This is a genomic window from Streptomyces sp. JB150 (assembly GCF_011193355.1).
Lineage (GTDB): Bacteria > Actinomycetota > Actinomycetes > Streptomycetales > Streptomycetaceae > Streptomyces.
This window is the reverse complement of the sequence record NZ_CP049780.1, coordinates 6,990,606-7,007,412: the sequence shown is the minus strand read 5'-3', so window position 1 is coordinate 7,007,412 and position 16,807 is coordinate 6,990,606. Positions and strand designations below refer to the sequence as shown.

Below are 16,807 nucleotides of genomic sequence, written 5' to 3'. Positions count from 1 at the left end.
GCAGGGTTTTCCCCGACTCCTCCCCCGCCCGCCCCTGACCCCACGTCAGGGGCCAGGCTCACTCCAGTCGCCGCTCACCCGGCCGGCCCGGGACCGTGGACCGGTACGCCGCCTGCCGGGATGCGTTCCACGAGCTCCGCCGCCTCGGCGGTGCGCACCACGAAGTGGACGTCCCAGTCCGCGCCGCGCGCCAGCTCCGCCTCCACGGCCGCCCACACGGCGGCGAGCGAGACGTGGTACGGCAGCCCGCCGCGCCCCGCGCCGAGCAGCGGGAAGCAGACCGAGCGCAGCGGCGGGGTGTGCCGGTCGCGCTCCTCGGCGAGCACGGCCAGGACGCGGGACACGGACCGGGTCACGTCGGCCGGGTGCACGTCGTAGTCGTTGGTTCCGGCGCGAGGCACGGCGACGGCCGCGTGGTAGACGCGCCGTACGCCCTGCCGGGCCAGGGCTCCGCTCCCGGTGGCCGCCACCGTGCCGGGCAGCACGGCGCGTCCCGAGGCGCCGTGGCGGGCCGCCCACGCGCGCAGTTCCCCGGGCAGCGGGTCGTCCAGGACCTCGCCGGTCACACCATGGGTTGCGGCGGCCCGGCGCAGTGACGCGGCGACGGACGCCTTGTACGGCTCGGGCAGCGCGAGGTACACGTTGGACGGGGAAACGATCACGTCGACGTCGCGCAGCAGGTCCACGGGGTGCACGTGGAGGGTGAGTCGCACCGGCCGGCCGCCCGCCCGGGCCGCCACCGACCGGTGGGTGTTCGCGCCCCACTCGCCGGCCGCCGTACGGGCGGTCACACCGGCCGGCTCCCCCGCGAGCCGCACGATGTGCTCGGCGATCTGCCCGAGGACCATCACCTCGTGGTCCTTGCGGAAGCGCTCCACGCTCACCCCGTACACCGACGCCGCCCGGGCGCGGCGGGAGGACGCCGGCCAGTCCCGGGTGCCGTGCGCCAGACCCATCGTGTACTCGGCGGCGGTGCGCAGCGTCCCCGCGTCGAGCCGCGTCACGGCGAGCCGCAGCAGGGCCTCGACGGCCGCCCCCGGAGTGCGGGCGGCGGTCGCGGTCACCGCCCGGGCCGCCGACTCCAGCGCCGGCAGCGAACGCCCGTGCAGGCGGACCAGTCCCGCGCGTCGGACTTCTTTGAGTTCGGGCAGAAGTGACGCGTAGTCGGGGAGCGGTGTCGCCATGTGACCACCATGGCACCGCCCCTCACAGGGGGACAAGCCGAAGCCGGACGTGCCCCGGCGGCCCCGCGGGCCACGGTGGACCGCCGGGGTGCCGGGGCCGCCGGCCTCAGGCAGGCTCGTCGACGAGCCCGAAGCCCTCCGGGAAGTCCTCCAGGAACTCCCGCCGTTCGGGGTCCGTCTCCTCGGCCGCCATCGCGTCGAGCAGGTCGAGCAACTCGCCGCGCTGGCCGGCGGAGAGGCCGCTCAGGAGGTGTGCGGCGTCTTCGAGGACCCGGACCGCGTCGTCCGGGTCCATCTGTTCGTCCTCGCAGCTCTCGACGAACCACAGCACGTTGACCAGTCCCTCGGCCAGCGCGCGGGTCAGCGACGGATACTCGCTCATCAGGATGCCCCCGTAATCGATCAATGCCTTCGGTGGGACATCCCACCACACGCCTCTGACATCCCCGTCACAGGCGCTGCGCCGTGGTCAGAGGGCGGCGAGCAGACCGTCGAGGGGGGCGGGCACGCGGTCGGGGTCAAGGGCCTCGATCAGGACACGGCCGTACCGGATCTTGCGGCCCTTCTTCGTACCGAGGAAGCGCCGCATCTGCTGCTGCGGGCTGCGGCCCTGCTGTGCGGGCTGGCGCAGGAAGGTCTCCAGGGGGCGCAGATCGCCCTCCGCGCGGACGAGTTCCGTCACCCGCGCGACGCCCAGCGCGCGGATCAGTTCGTCCTCCAGGTCCGCCGCGCAGACGAAGAACCGCTCCTGCGCCGCACCGGCCCGCTGCCAGCCGCGGAGGTAGTAAGGACGTTCCCTCTCGTCGCACAGTCCCGTGAGGCGCAGTCCGAGACCGGTCGGCCCGAGGAGGCCGGCGAAGCGCCCGACGTTCATCGCACCGCCCATCGGCAGCACGCAGACGCCCTCGGCTTCCAGGTCCCGGCCACGCAGCTCGGCCGCCGCGTCGACCGCCGCGGCGTCGCTCGGCCCTTCGAGCAGGACCACCACGCGGACGGGCAGCCGCGCGGCCAGCTCCCGCGCGGTGTCCGGGGGTCCTCCGGCCGCCCACGCGGTGACCTCGTCCCGGAACGCCGCCATGTCACCCATGCCACGAGTCTCCGCCCGTTCCCGCTCCCACGCCAGCAGATATCCATCGCCGCCCCCGACCGTCGTCGTGACGGACGAGGCGCCGGTCGTGCGTGGCATCGCGCGCCGGATGACGGTGACTTGGCGCGGTCTGGGCACGTGGGGCCGCGGAGCAGTGGACCGGGGGCGAGCTCGATCGTCCGCACGGTGTGGGGAACCGCCGTCGCCACCCTGGGCGCGGCCGGGGCGCCACCCGGGCAGGGCCTGCGGATCGCGGTGGAGGACGTCGGCGGGCGATTGTCAGTGGCCGGTGTCACGCTGGGTGCAAACAGGATCCACGGAAAGGCGTCGGCATGATCACCACGGACTTCGCTCCCGGCTCCCCCTGCTGGCTCGACCTGGGCGCCCCGGACGTGCGGGCCGCCGCGGCGTTCTACACAGCCGTGCTCGGATGGGACTACGAGTCCATGGGCGAGGGCGGCGAGATGGAAGGCGGCATGTTCCGCAGGGACGGGAAGATCGTGGCCGGGCTCGGCAAGCTCACCGAGGAGGGCGCGCGGCCGGCCTGGATGATCTACTTCACGGTCACCGACGCGGACGCCACCACCGAGGCGGTGCGCAGCGCGGGCGGCACGGTGCGGGTGGAGCCGAGGGACCTCGACGAGTGGGGCCGGATGGCGCAGTACAGCGACCCGCTGGGCGGCCAGTTCGCCGTCTGGCAGCCGGGCACCAACAAGGGCGTGGAGCTGGTGGACGAGCCGGGCTCGCTGTCCTGGATCGAGCTGTGCACGCACGACGTCGCCGGGGCGAAGGAGTTCTACGGCGGGATCCTCGGCTGGCGGTTCAGCGACACGGAGCTGCCGGGCGGCGGGGGCACCTACTCGCTGATCACGCCCGAAGGGCTGCCCGAGGAGCGCATGCACGGGGGTCTGGTGGAGCTTCCCAGGGAAGCGCTCACCCAGGCGGACGGGCGGCCCTACTGGCACCCGGTGTTCCGCGTCGAGGACTGCGACGCGGCGGTCGAGAGAGTCCGGGAGAACGGCGGCAGCGTGCAGATGGGGCCGGAGGACGCGGAGGGCGTGGGCCGGCTGGCGGTCTGCCTGGACCCGTCGAACGCGGACTTCGTCGTCCTGAAGCCGTCCGAGAGCTGATCCGCCACCGAGCCCCGGCTGCGGCACGGGGCCGGCTCCCCCGTCTCGGCCCGGCCCGCCCCAGCCGGCTCGGCCCCGCGCGGCCGGGCTCGCCCCGTCTGGGGAGGGCCCGCAACGCACGCGGTTGTACGCAGGTTTCCTGGGCCCGGGCGACCGCCCGGCGGTCTTCGTGGACCGAGGGAGCAGCCTCGTGTCCTGCTGGTGGTTCCCCACGGGCTCATCGCCGTCGTCACCGTGGGCGACATCCTCGCGCCCGCCGCGCTCCCCCTCGGGCCGTTCCTGGCCGCCGCGCCCGCCGTCACCGCGTCCTCCGCGGGCCCGTGGACCACCGCCTGCGTCGGTGTTCTCGCCGTGCTGCGAGGCCACGGCCTCACGTCCCGCCGCAAGGCGACGACTCCCGCCGCCAAGCCACGGCTTCAGCCGACCGTGTCGCTGACGGTCACGGCGTGGGCCTCCAGTTCCGGTGTGGCCAGCAGGTCGCGGATCAGTTCCCGCGATCCGCCGACGTAGGTGCTGACCAGGTCCACGTCACCGCCCACGCACCAGGAGCGGTCCTGGGGCCACCACAGGTCGGGCAGTTCCGCGAACTCGTCGAGCGAGGCGGGCGACACGGCGTCGGCCAGGGCTCCGGTGAGCAGGACCTCGTCGCGCCCAGGGGTGGGGAAGGTGGGGACGTGGTCGAAGTCCCACCGCCCGTAGCCGCTCCACAGGCCGAACCAGCAGTGCTCGGGGGTCGCGGTGTGGCGGGCCAGGACGGGGATCAGGGCGCGGGCGACGCCGGGCGGGGTCGGACCCTCGGACGGGTGCTCGTCCCAGACGCCGGGCAGGCCGTACTCGGACGCGTTGGGGTAGTCGGGGGCCCTGCCGATCAGCTCGTGCCAGCGCGTGTGCCCGGTGACCTCGCGCCCGTGGGCGGCGCCCACCCTCTCCCAGCGCACCGGCCGCTCGCCGAGGGAGGCGGGGTGCAGGATCCGGGCGTAGGCGGGGAAACCGGGCACGGCGACGCTTCCGACCGTGCCGAAGACGGCCTCGCGGGCTCGCTCGACGAGCCAGCCGGCCGGGCCGAGGTCGGCGGCCCGCACGCGCAGGCGCCCGTACGACGTCGGAGCGGGTTCACGGTGAACCGGGCGGTAGGAATCCATCCCGCAGAGTCTGCCCGATGAGCCGGATGAGCCCGACCGGCCTGCCGGGGGCGGCCGGGGGCAGCGCAACCGACCGGCCGGGGCCGGCACCGACCGACCCCGCCTGGGCAGCACTCAACCGACCCGTCCGCAGGCGGCCGAGGACGGCACTCAACCGGTCAAGTGGCCCGGTTCACATGGCAGTACCCGCCCCGCGCCACCACCATGGTCCTCACTCACCGGCAGGCCGAAGGGATCCAGGATGTTCCGCAAGGTGCTGGTCGCCAACCGAGGCGAGATCGCGATCCGGGCGTTCCGCGCCGGCTACGAACTGGGCGCGCGCACGGTCGCCGTCTTCCCGTACGAGGACCGCAACTCGCTGCACCGGCTCAAGGCCGACGAGGCGTACCAGATCGGTGAGCCGGGTCACCCGGTGCGCGCCTACCTGTCCGTGGAGGAGATCGTGCGGGCCGCGCGGCGGGCGGGTGCGGACGCCGTGTACCCGGGTTACGGCTTCCTGTCGGAGAACCCGGAGCTGGCGCGGGCCTGCGCCGAGGCGGGCATCACGTTCGTCGGCCCGGACGCCGGCACGCTGGAGCTGACCGGCAACAAGGCCCGCGCGGTGGCCGCCGCGCGGGCGGCCGGGGTGCCGGTGCTCGGCTCGTCGGCGCCGTCGACGGACGTGGACGAGCTGGTCCGGGCCGCCGGGGAGATCGGCTTCCCGGTGTTCGTGAAGGCGGTCGCGGGCGGCGGCGGGCGCGGCATGCGCCGCGTGGAGGACCCGGCGGCGCTGCGCGAGTCCATCGAGGCGGCCTCCCGCGAGGCGGCGTCCGCGTTCGGCGATCCGACCGTGTTCCTGGAGAAGGCGGTCGTCGACCCGCGCCACATCGAGGTGCAGATCCTCGCCGACGGCGAGGGCAACGTCATGCACCTGTTCGAGCGGGACTGCTCGCTGCAGCGCCGCCACCAGAAGGTGATCGAGCTGGCGCCCGCCCCGAACCTCGACCCGGAGCTGCGGGAGCGGATCTGCGCCGACGCGGTCCGGTTCGCGCGGGAGATCGGCTACCGCAACGCGGGCACCGTGGAGTTCCTGCTCGACCGGGACGGCAACCACGTCTTCATCGAGATGAACCCGCGCATCCAGGTGGAGCACACGGTCACCGAGGAGGTCACCGACGTCGACCTGGTCCAGGCGCAGCTGCGCATCGCGGCCGGTGAGACGCTGGCGGACCTGGGGCTGTCCCAGGAGACGCTGACGCTGCGCGGCGCCGCCCTGCAGTGCCGTATCACCACCGAGGACCCGGCGAACGGTTTCCGCCCGGACACCGGCCGGATCAGCGCGTACCGCTCTCCCGGCGGTTCCGGCATCCGGCTGGACGGCGGCACGACGCACGCCGGTACGGAGATCAGCGCGCACTTCGACTCGATGCTGGTGAAGCTGACCTGCCGGGGCCGGGACTTCCCGGCCGCGATCGGGCGGGCCCGGCGCGCGGTGGCCGAGTTCCGCATCCGGGGTGTCGCCACGAACATCCCGTTCCTGCAGGCCGTCCTGGACGATCCGGACTTCCAGGCGGGCCGGGTCACCACCTCGTTCATCGAGGAGCGGCCGCATCTGCTGACCGCGCGGCACTCCGCCGACCGCGGCACCAAGCTGCTGACGTATCTCGCCGACGTGACGGTGAACAAGCCGCACGGGGAGCGCCCGGAGCTGGCCGACCCGGTCTCCAAGCTGCCGTCGCTGCCCGCCGGATCACCGCCCGCGGGGTCCCGGCAGCGGCTGGCCGAACTGGGTCCCGAGGGCTTCGCCCGCGCCCTGCGGGAGGCGCCGACGCTCGGCGTCACCGACACCACCTTCCGGGACGCGCACCAGTCGCTGCTGGCCACGCGGGTGCGCACCAAGGACCTGCTGGCCGTCGCCCCGCACGTGGCGCACACTCTGCCGGGGCTGCTGTCCCTGGAGTGCTGGGGCGGCGCGACGTACGACGTGGCGCTGCGCTTCCTCGCGGAGGACCCGTGGGAGCGGCTGGCGGCGCTGCGCGAGGCGGTGCCCAACATCTGCCTCCAGATGCTGCTGCGGGGGCGCAACACGGTGGGCTACACGCCGTACCCGACCGAGGTGACCGACGCGTTCGTGCAGGAGGCCGCCGCCACCGGCATCGACATCTTCCGCATCTTCGACGCGCTCAACGACGTCTCGCAGATGCGCCCGGCCATCGACGCCGTACGCGAGACCGGCACGGCCGTCGCGGAGGTCGCGCTCTGCTACACCGCCGACCTGTCCGACCCGGGCGAGCGGCTGTACACCCTCGACTACTACCTGCGGCTGGCCGAGCAGATCGTCGAGGCGGGCGCGCACGTGCTGGCCGTGAAGGACATGGCGGGCCTGCTGCGTGCCCCGGCCGCCGCGCGGCTGGTCTCGGCGCTGCGCCGCGAGTTCGACCTGCCGGTGCACCTGCACACCCACGACACGGCGGGCGGCCAGCTCGCCACCTATCTCGCGGCGGCGCAGGCGGGCGTGGACGCCGTCGACGGGGCCGTGGCGTCCATGGCGGGCACCACCTCGCAGCCGTCGCTGTCGGCGATCGTGGCCGCCTTCGACCACTCCGACCGGCCGACCGGCCTGGACCTGAAGGCGGTCGGGGACCTGGAGCCGTACTGGGAGGGCGTCCGCAAGGTCTACGCCCCCTTCGAGTCCGGGCTCGCCTCCCCGACCGGGCGGGTCTACCACCACGAGATCCCCGGCGGTCAGCTGTCCAACCTGCGCACCCAGGCGGTCGCGCTCGGCCTCGGCGACCGCTTCGAGGAGATCGAGGCGATGTACGCGGCCGCCGACCGCATCCTGGGCCGGCTGGTGAAGGTGACGCCGTCGTCGAAGGTGGTCGGCGACCTGGCGCTGCACCTGGTGGGGGCCGGGGTGACGCCGGAGGACTTCGAGGCGACGCCGGAGCGGTTCGACATCCCGGACTCCGTCATCGGGTTCCTGCGCGGTGAGCTGGGCACCCCGCCGGGCGGCTGGCCGGAGCCGTTCCGCACGAAGGCGCTCCAGGGGCGCGGCGCGGCCAAGCCGGTGCGGGAGCTGACGGACGAGGACCGCGCGGGGCTGGAGAAGTCCCGGCGCGCGACCCTCAACCGGCTGCTGTTCCCCGGCCCCACGCGGGACTTCGAGGCGCACCGCCAGGCGTACGGCGACACGAGCGTGCTGGACAGCAAGGACTTCTTCTACGGCCTGCGTCCGGCGAAGGAGTACGCCGTCGACCTGGAGCCCGGTGTGCGGCTGCTGATCGAGTTGCAGGCCATCGGCGAGCCCGACGAGCGCGGGATGCGCACGGTGATGGCGGGCCTCAACGGCCAGCTGCGGCCGATCCAGGTGCGGGACGCGGCGGCCGCCTCGGACGCGCCGGTGACCGAGAAGGCGGACCGGGCCGATCCCGGCCATGTGGCGGCCCCGTTCGCGGGTGTGGTGACGCTGGCGGTCGCCGAGGGCGACGAGGTCGCGGCCGGGGCAACGGTGGCCACCATCGAGGCGATGAAGATGGAGGCCGCCATCACCGCCCCGCGCGCGGGCCGGGTGGGCCGGGTCGCCATCAACCGGGTCCAGCAGGTGGAGGGCGGTGACCTGCTCGTCGAGATCGCCTGACGGGCGGACATACGGGCGCGCGGTGACCTGGCCACGACGTCGCCGCGCGCCACACCACCGGGACGCCCTGTCCGCCGTAATTCCTTTGACGGCGGACAGGGCGCCCTTGTTAGCCTGATCGGGTGATCAGGGCCTTCTACTTCGTCTGATGCCGCCCCCGGGAGACCGGGTGCCGGCGTCTTCCGCCGTGCCCGGGTGACCTCCCGTTCCGTACCGGTCACTGATCACGTCTCCCGATACGGCGGCTCACCCATGCTCGACCCCACCCCCTCCTCTTCCGCGTCCTCGTCGTCCGCGCTCTCGTTCCAGGTCGTCCTGGATGATGTTGTGCGCGCGCCCGGCGGCCGGCCGCTGCTGGACGGCGTACGCCAGTCCGTGGCGCTCGGCGAGCGCGTCGGCATCGTCGGCGAGAACGGCGGCGGCAAGACCACCCTGCTGCGCCTGGTCGCCGGTCTCGACCGGCCCGACGCCGGTGAGCTGCGCGTCCACGCCCCGGGCGGCACCGGATATCTCCCGCAGACCCCCGACCTGTCCCCGGAGGACACCGTCCAGGACGCCGTCGACCACGCCCTCGCCGAGATCCGCGCGCTGGAACACGCCCTGCGGACCACCGAACAGGCCCTCGCCGACGCCGCACCGGACGAACTCGACGGGCTGCTCTCCTCGTACGGCGAGCTGCTGGCGGCGTTCGAGGCGCGCGACGGGTACGCGGCCGACGCCCGTGTCCGGGCCGCCCTGCACGGTCTCGGCATCGCCCATCTCGCACCCGGCCGGCTCCTGGGCAGCCTGTCGGGCGGTGAACAGGCTCGTCTCGGCCTGGCCTGTGTCCTGGCCGCGGCCCCGCAGCTGCTGCTCCTGGACGAGCCGACCAACCACTTGGACACCGCCGCTCTGGAATGGCTGGAAAAGCATCTGTGCGCCCACCGCGGGAGTGTGCTCGTCATCTCCCACGACCGGGTCTTCCTGGAGCGGGTCGCCACCGCCCTGTGGGAGGTGGACCCCGAGCGCCGTACCGTCCACCGGCACGGCGGCGGTTACGCGGGCTATCTGCGGGCCAGGGCCGCGGCCCGGCGCCGCTGGGAGCGCGACCACGCCGCCTGGGAGCGGGAGCTGGCCGAGCAGCGCGAGCTGGTGCGGCGCGCCGCCGACGGCATGACGGCCGGTGCCCGGCGGGCGGTGAACGCCGACCGCGTGGGCGGTCGGCACCAGCGCTCCGTGGACAAACAGCTCTCCGCGCGGGTCCGGCAGGCCAAGGAGCGGGTACGGCGGCTGGAGGAGTCGCCGGTGCCCCGGCCGCCGGAGCCGTTGCGGTTCACCGCGCGGGTCGCCGGGGGCGGCGACGCCGGCCACGACGGCCACGACGGGCCACTCGCCGCGCTGCACGACGTGACGGTCGGGACCCGCCTGGACCTGCCCGTGTTCACCGTCGCGCCGGGCGAGCGGGTCCTGGTCACCGGGCCCAACGGGGCGGGCAAGAGCACCTTGTTGCGGGTCCTCGCCGGTGAGCTGCGCCCGGACCGCGGGCACTGCCGGCGGCCGGCCCGGATCGGCCGGCTGCCGCAGGAGTCTCGGGTGACCGATCCGGGGCGGACCCTGCTGGACGCCTTCGCCGCCGGGAGGCCCGGCGACCCGGAGGAGCACCGCGCGGCCCTGCTCGGCTTCGGCCTGTTCCGTCCCGCGGATCTGGCCGTACGGGTCGGCGCGCTGTCGATGGGCCAGCTGCGCCGGCTCGCGCTGGCCCGTCTGCTGTGCGCGCCGGTGGACCTGCTCCTGCTCGACGAGCCGACCAACCACTTCTCGCCCGCGCTCGTGGAGGACGTGGAGGCGGCGCTGCACGGTTACGAGGGCGCGCTGGTGATGGTCAGTCACGACCGCATGCTCACCGCGCGGTTCACCGGCCGACGGGTGCGGATGCGGGGCGGCCGGATCGTCACCTGACCGCCCGCCATGCTCGTTTCTGCTCGCAACTGCTTCTTTCCGAGCACCTATTGACACACGGCGGGAGCGTGGACAAAGTCGTGCGGCAGCAAGAGCAGCCGGCCCCGCACAAGGAGCGATCCGCGCATGCCTGACATCCCCGCTGTCTCACGCCGTGCTCTCATGGGCGGTGCCCTGGCCTCCGGTGCCGCCGTCGCCGGACTGGGCACGGGCGCCGCCGCCTCGCCCGCCGCCCCCGGCACCCCGTCCACCGCCCCCGCCGCCCCGTCCGCCGAGCGCACACCGCCCCGGCGCCCCGGCCAGAAGTCCATGATCGGTGTCCCTTTCGCGGAACACCGCACGGTCCGCGTCGGCCTGATCGGTCTGGGCAACCGGGGCCACGGCATGGCCTCGGGCTGGGCCGCCGTCCCCGGATGCGCCGTGACCGCCGTGTGCGACATCCGCGCCGAACGCGCCGCACGCACCGCCGACCGGCTGGTCGCCGAGGGCCGGCCCCGGCCGGCCGAGTACGGCGGCTCGGCCGACGCGTACCGGCGCATGCTGCGCCGCGACGACATCGACCTCGTCTACATCGCCACCCCGTGGGAGTTCCACCACGAGCAGGGCCGCGCGGCACTGCTGGCCGGCAAGCACGCCCTCGTCGAACTGCCCGTCGCCACCGAGCTGGACGAGCTGTGGGACCTGGTCGACACCAGCGAGCGCACCCGCCGGCACCTGATCCTCGCCGAGAACTGCAACTACGGCCGCAACGAGCTGGCGATGCTGAGGATGGCCCACGACGGCCTGTTCGGCGAGATCACCAACGGCCACGGCGGCTACCTGCACGACCTGCGGGCCCTGCTGTTCTCCGACACGTACTACACCGACTCCTGGCGGCGGCTGTGGCACACCCGTTCCACCGCCTCCTTCTACTCCATGCACGGCCTGGGCCCGATCGCGGCGGCCATGGACATCAACCGCGGCGACCGGATGACCGCCCTGCGGGCCACCTCCACCGAGCCGAGAGGGCTCGCCGACTACCGCGCGCGGTTCGTGCCGAGATCCCACCCGAGCTGGAGGGAGACGTACGTCAACGGCGACCTCGTGACCTGCCTGATCGACACCGCGCGGGGCCGGGTGATCCGGGCCGAGCACGACGTCAGCTCCCCGCGCCCGTACAGCCGGATCAACTCCCTCGCCGGCAGCCGGGGCATCTTCGAGGACTACGCGGGCGTGACGTCCGCGAGCGGCGGCCGGATCTACCTCGAACCGGACCACAGCGGCCACACCTGGCGGGCGTTCGACGCCTACCGCAAGGAGTTCGACCACTGGCTGTGGCGGACGATCGGCGACGACGCCGCCGGCAACGGCGGGCACGGCGGCATGGACTACGTCCTGCAGTGGCGCACCGTCCAGCAGATGCGGGCCGGGCTGGCCCCGGACATGGACGTCTACGACGCCGCCGTCTGGTGTTCGCCGGTCCCGCTGAGCGTGGCGTCGCTCGCGGCGGGCGGCCGTCCGGTCGCGGTGCCGGACTTCACGCGCGGCTCGTGGCTGAACCACCGGGCGGGCCTCGACTCACGTCCCGGCGAGATGCCCCCGGTGGTCTGAGGGCCCCTTGTCCGGGTGGCCGCCGTGGCGCATGCTGCTCGGCGGTCACCGCATCGCGGCGCGGTGGCCGCGGAACGGGCCGAGAAGCGGGAGGCACGCGGTGGGTGACGCACTGGCACGGGCGATGTGGGAGCGGTACGAACCGGTGCACGCCATCGTCTACTTCGCCCCGGAGTCCCGGCAGGCCGCCGCGGATCTCGGTCTGCGGGGCTTCTGGATGAGTTACTTCGCCCTGCGCGCGGCCCCGCTCGGTCCGGTCGCCGCGCCCGTCGTGACCGCTTCCTTCCACGTCTTCCACCCCGACCGCGTGGCACGGGCGCTGCCGGACGCTTGGCAGTACACGACACCGGCCGACGCGCTCGCGGCCCGGCTGGCGGCGATGGACGCCGCGATGCGGCGGCTGTACGGCGCGGACGCCGTCGCCTCGGCCGCGATGGCCGAGGCGGCCGACCTGGCCTGGGAGGCCGCACTGGCGGCGGACACCGCGGACCGGGTGCTCGGCGCCGCCAACCAGGCCCTCGACCGCCCGGACCGGCCGCACCTGAGGCTGTGGCAGGCGCTGACGACGCTGCGCGAGCACCGCGGGGACGGTCATGTCGCCGTGCTCGTCGCCCATGGCCTCGGACCGGTCGAGGCGATGGCGCTGAAGGCCGCCGCCGGCGAGTCGGACGCCACGCTTCTGCGCGAGAGCCGCAAGTGGGACCTGACGGCCTGGCAGGAAGCCGAGAACGCGCTGCGCCAGCGCGGTCTGCTCGCCGGGGACGGTTCGCTGACCGACGCCGGGGCGGCCCTGCACGCGGAGGTCGAGGCGCGGACCGACGCCGCCGCGGCGCTCCCCTGGCGGACCCTCGGCGCGGCGTCCGCCGCCCGCCTCGCCGACCTGCTCGAGCCCCTGGCCAGGACGGTGCTGGGCGCGGGCCTGGTGCCGTCCGGCAATCCGGTGGGTCTGACCGGCGGCCTGTGGGAGTCCTCCCAGCCCTCCTCCGGTTGACCAGCAGCCTGCGGAAGCCGCCCCACTCCCCCCGCCGGCTGACCTCTTTCCGGCCGTCTCCCGCCCCTCAGGCAACCCGGAGATCGTTCCCCGCCTCCTCCTGCACGGAAGGCGCCCTGTCGGCGCCCGATGTCCAGGAGTTGAGGAGAGGATCAGTGAAACGTGCCCGAATAGCGTGGGCGGCCACGCTCGCCGCGGTCACGCTGATCGGCGTGTCACCCGCCGTGGCCCAGGCCCGGCCGCAGCCGCCCGGTGCCACCGGCACGGCCCCCGGCCAGGCGGACGAGCTGCCGCCCGGCTGGCGGATCACCGCCACGGACGACGGGAACACCCTGGAGTGGCGGGCGCCGCGCCGGATCCCGCCGGGTGACGCACGGGTGGAGTTCCGCACCGCGGACGGCCCGGTGGGCGTACCGCGGCCGGGCGAGGACGGCCGGACCTTCCGGCTGCCGCTCGACGAGGCGGCCGTACCGGGCGACCTGACGGACCTTCAGGTGTGGTCCGGCGGGCGCCGGCTGGACGAGCGCGGCCCGGCCGCCGCGGAGCGGCCGGACGCCGCCGCGCCGCGCGGCCCGCAGTTGCCGCCCCGGCTGCCCGCGGGCGCCGTCGACCCGGGCAGGCCGGGCCCGTACGCCACCGTGTCCGGCGAGTACGCGCTCGACTCCGTGCGCCTGCCCGGCTTCCCTGCACCGGTCGAGATGCGCGGCATGGTCGTCGCCCCGAAGGGCGCCACCGGCAAGCGTCCCCTCGCCTTGTTCCTGCACGGCCGGCACGCCACCTGCTACGTGCCCGGCGGCGGCGAGAACGCCGTCACCATCGACTGGCCGTGCGCCCCCGGCGCCCAGCCGATCCCCAGCCACCGCGGCTATCTGAAGGACCAGAAGCTGCTGGCCTCGCAGGGCTATGTGACGGTGTCGATCTCCGCGAACGGCATCAACGGCCAGGACGCCGAGGTCGAGGACGCCGGCGCGCAGGCCCGCTCGTCGCTGGTGCGGACACATCTGGCGCGCTGGGCGGACTGGTCCGCCGAGCCGTCCGCCGCGCCCGCGGCCGTGCGCAAGGCGCCCCGCGCCGATCTGTCCCGCGTCCTGCTGGTCGGCCACTCGCGCGGCGGCGAGGGCGTCGACCGGGCCGCGCTGGACAGCCTCTACCCGCCGCCGGCCGACCGGGACGGCCCGGCGGGGCGCACCCGCTGGACGGTCCGCGGCACCGTGCTCATCGGTCCCACGGTCTTCGGCCAGAACCCGGTGCCCGACGTGCCGTCGCTGACGATCCTGCCGGGCTGCGACGGGGACGTCTCGGACCTCCAGGGGCAGGTGTACGTCGACGGCACGCGGGGCGTGAGCCGCGGCAAGGCCCTGCACAGCGCGGTGTACATGACCGGCGCCAACCACAACTTTTTCAACAGCGAGTGGACGCCGGGCCAGGCCCAGGCACCCGCGGACGACGACTTCTGGACCGACCCCGACGAGCGGGACCCGGTCTGCTCGCCGGGCAGCCGCACCCGGCTGACCGCCGAGCAGCAGCACCGGGCCGGCGCCACCTACATCGCCGCCGCCGCGCGGTTGTTCGTCGCCGGTGACGACCGGGTGCGCGAGCTGATCGACGGCACCGGCCGCCGGGCGCCGTCGGCGGATCCCGCGCGCGTCCTCACGCACGCGGTGGGCGCGGGCCGGGGCGCCGGTTTCCTGCCCGACGGCCCGCTGAAGGTGACCGGCGGACGGCTGTGCTCCGCGGTCGACCCGGACCCGCGCAAGGCCTGCCTCGACGAGGACACACCCGGTTCGTCCCCGCACTTCGCCCGCTGGTGGCCGGAGCGCGAGCACGGGCGCCGCGCGGTCGCGCTGAAGTGGTCCGCCGCGGGCACGCCGACGCGGATCCGCCCGGACGAGACGGTCACCCTGAAGGGCGCGAAGAGCCTGGCGCTGCGCGTCATCGTGCCGCCGAACAGCACCGGCACCAAGCTCGACGTCGCCGTCACCGACGCGGCCGGCAAGCGCGTCACCCTCGGTACGGTCCGGGCGGACGGGCTGCCGGGCAGCGACCGTACGGCCTCCTACTGGGCGCAGGAGCTGCGCGTACCGCTCGGTGCCGCCGGCCGCGCCGGAGTGGACCTGAAGCGGGTGGCCGCGCTGGAGCTGACTCCGCGTTCGCGCGCGGGCCGGGCCTGGCTGATGGACGCCCACGCCTGGCGTCCCGGAACCCCGGCGGTGCGGGCGGCGACGCTGCCCCGCGTGGACATCGGCCGGCTGACGGTCGACGAGGGGGACGCGGGCGTGCGCACGTACGAGGTGCCGATACGCGTCTCCGGTCAGGGCAGCGGCACGGTGCGCGTGTACGTGATGGACCCGGACACCGGGACGACCACGCACCGGCTGGTCACGATGCGTGCCGGCCACCCGGGCACGACGGTGACGATGAAGGTGGAGGGCAACGAGCGCTACGCCTGGGACAAGTCCAGCTACGTGCTGGTCAAGGCGGTGCGCGACGCGGTGGTCGGTTCGTACGTCGGGGGGATCACCGCGCGCAACGACGACCCGATGCCGAAGATCGGCCTGACGCCGGTCGCGGACGACGTCCCCGAGGGGCAGCCGCTGCGCTGGCGGGTCTCGCTGTCCGAGCCCGCCGACGTGCCGGTCGCGGCATCGCTCGCGGTGGTGCCCGTCGGTGACCGGCCGGAGCTGTCCACGCGGGACGTGGACCAGGAGTGGCTGCGGGCGATGTACGGGGAGGTTCCCGACCAGGAGCTGCCCCTGTCGCGGCTGGAGTTCTTCTCCCTCCTGGGCGTGGTGCCGGACGGTGCGCTGAGCGCCGAGGTGGACGTGGAGACGGTGCGCGACGGGGTCGCGGAGCCGGCCGAGTACGTGGTGCTCCAGCCCACCGGCCAGGAGGGCGCGCCCGACGGCCCGCCCCTGACCGGCACGGTCCGCGACGCCTCGTAGCGCGTCCTGACCGGGCGTGCCCAGCGCCCCTCACGACCCGGTACCGTATGACGGAAACCCGATGCCGCAATGCGGAAGAAGGCAGTGGGCTCGTCTGAGGGGGCGGGGCATGCGACGGTCGGTGCGCACTCGTCGGCGGGATCGCCGGTGGTCGGCGGAACGCGGGCCGGGCTTCGCGGCACAGGTGCTGCGCGGCCTGGCCCAGGTGATGTTCCTGGCCCGCCCGTGGGCGGGCGCCGTCGTGTGCCTGGCCCTGTGCGCGGCCGACTGGCGGTACGCGGTGTACGCGGCCGGGGGCGCCGCCCTCGGCACCGGCACCGCGCGGGCGCTGGGTGTCGCCCGCGACCGGCCGACGCCGGGACTGGAGGGCGTCAACCCGGCGCTCGTGGCCCTGTGCTGCGCGGCGCTCCTCTCACCGGACCGGCCGGCCACCGCGCTGCTCGCCGCCGCGGGCAGCGTCGTCGGCGCGGTTCTCACCGCGGCGGCGGCGCGGGTGCTGCGCGTGTGGGGGCTGCCGCCGCTGACCCTGCCGTACTGCGTGCTCGCGGTCGCGATCAGCGCCGCGGCGCCCGCCTTCGCGCGGGTCCGGCCGTACGGCGACGGCCTCGCCGCGCTGCCGGGCGCGGCGTCCGGACCGGCCGCCCCGCGCCCGGAGGAACTGCTCCCGCAGGACCTGGCGCGGGCGTTCCTCCACAACGTGTCCCAGGTCTTCTTCCTGGCGCACTGGCAGGCGGGGGCGCTGCTGCTCGCGGCCCTCTTCCTGGCGAGCCGGACGGCCGGGCTCGCGGCGTGCGCCGGCAGCGCGGCGGGCATCGCCACCGCCTGGGCGCTCGGCGCGCCGGCCGAGCGGATCGCCGACGGCACGATGGGCTGCAACGCGGTGCTCGTCGCGCTGGCGCTGTGCGGGGTGTTCCTGCCCGCGACTGCGGTCACGCTGCTGTACGCGCTGCTCGGCGCGGCGACCGCGACCCTCCTGACCCCGGCCGTCGCGGTGCTGCTCGCCCCGTCCGGCGGCCACGCCTTCACCTGGCCGTTCGTCCTCACCACGCTCGTCTTCCTGGCCGCCGCCCGGTCCTTCCCCCGGCTCACCGCCCCCGCCCCTGTCCCCGGCACGGACCCGCCCGCGTGGCGCAGCCGCCGTACATGTCGGGAATCATCCGTCCCGGCCGGACGTTGATCACACCGGA

The 16,807-nt window shown here is 74.8% G+C and carries 11 protein-coding genes; 7 read left to right on the top strand and 4 right to left on the bottom strand.

What is annotated here, in order from left to right:
• Positions 1-74: 74 nt before the first annotated feature.
• From G7Z13_RS31870 to G7Z13_RS31860, 3 genes are all read right to left on the bottom strand, one after another.
• Positions 75-1,184: a hypothetical protein gene (locus tag G7Z13_RS31870; protein WP_166004036.1), complete on the bottom strand. Its 1,110-nt coding sequence runs from the start codon at positions 1,182-1,184 to the stop codon at positions 75-77.
• A gap of 106 nt (positions 1,185-1,290) precedes the next feature.
• Entirely contained in the window at positions 1,291-1,566 is a 276-nt protein-coding gene (locus G7Z13_RS31865; protein ID WP_166004034.1) for a hypothetical protein, read from the bottom strand.
• 87 nt (positions 1,567-1,653) lie between these two features.
• Positions 1,654-2,271, bottom strand: a complete 618-nt coding sequence (locus G7Z13_RS31860; protein WP_166005501.1) for a TOPRIM nucleotidyl transferase/hydrolase domain-containing protein — start codon at positions 2,269-2,271, stop codon at positions 1,654-1,656.
• 332 nt (positions 2,272-2,603) lie between these two features.
• On the opposite strand from G7Z13_RS31860, the gene G7Z13_RS31855 reads away from it, so the two are divergent.
• Complete coding sequence (locus G7Z13_RS31855; RefSeq protein ID WP_166004032.1) at positions 2,604-3,401, top strand: VOC family protein; 798 nt, start codon at positions 2,604-2,606, stop codon at positions 3,399-3,401.
• A 416-nt stretch (positions 3,402-3,817) separates the two neighbouring features.
• On the opposite strand, the gene G7Z13_RS31850 is transcribed toward G7Z13_RS31855, so the two are convergent.
• Positions 3,818-4,543: a hypothetical protein gene (locus G7Z13_RS31850; RefSeq protein ID WP_166004031.1), complete on the bottom strand. Its 726-nt coding sequence runs from the start codon at positions 4,541-4,543 to the stop codon at positions 3,818-3,820.
• Positions 4,544-4,784: 241 nt separating this feature from the next.
• Here G7Z13_RS31850 and G7Z13_RS31845 point away from each other — a divergent pair, with 241 nt between their 5' ends.
• From G7Z13_RS31845 to G7Z13_RS31820, 6 genes are all read left to right on the top strand, one after another.
• On the top strand, positions 4,785-8,159 hold the full coding sequence (locus tag G7Z13_RS31845; RefSeq protein ID WP_166004029.1) for a pyruvate carboxylase: 3,375 nt from the start codon (positions 4,785-4,787) through the stop codon (positions 8,157-8,159).
• 252 nt (positions 8,160-8,411) lie between these two features.
• Positions 8,412-10,097, top strand: coding sequence for a ribosomal protection-like ABC-F family protein (gene abc-f, locus G7Z13_RS31840; RefSeq protein ID WP_166004027.1), 1,686 nt, complete (start codon positions 8,412-8,414; stop codon positions 10,095-10,097).
• A 126-nt stretch (positions 10,098-10,223) separates the two neighbouring features.
• Positions 10,224-11,687, top strand: a complete 1,464-nt coding sequence (locus G7Z13_RS31835) for a Gfo/Idh/MocA family oxidoreductase (protein ID WP_166004026.1) — start codon at positions 10,224-10,226, stop codon at positions 11,685-11,687.
• A gap of 100 nt (positions 11,688-11,787) precedes the next feature.
• Complete coding sequence (locus tag G7Z13_RS31830; RefSeq protein ID WP_166004024.1) at positions 11,788-12,678, top strand: hypothetical protein; 891 nt, start codon at positions 11,788-11,790, stop codon at positions 12,676-12,678.
• 155 nt (positions 12,679-12,833) lie between these two features.
• On the top strand, positions 12,834-15,620 hold the full coding sequence (locus tag G7Z13_RS31825; RefSeq protein WP_166004023.1) for a hypothetical protein: 2,787 nt from the start codon (positions 12,834-12,836) through the stop codon (positions 15,618-15,620).
• A gap of 109 nt (positions 15,621-15,729) precedes the next feature.
• Positions 15,730-16,797 carry an urea transporter gene (locus tag G7Z13_RS31820; protein ID WP_166004021.1) on the top strand — a complete coding sequence of 356 codons (1,068 nt, stop codon included), beginning with the start codon at positions 15,730-15,732 and terminating at the stop codon, positions 16,795-16,797.
• The last annotated feature ends 10 nt before the right edge of the window (positions 16,798-16,807 follow it).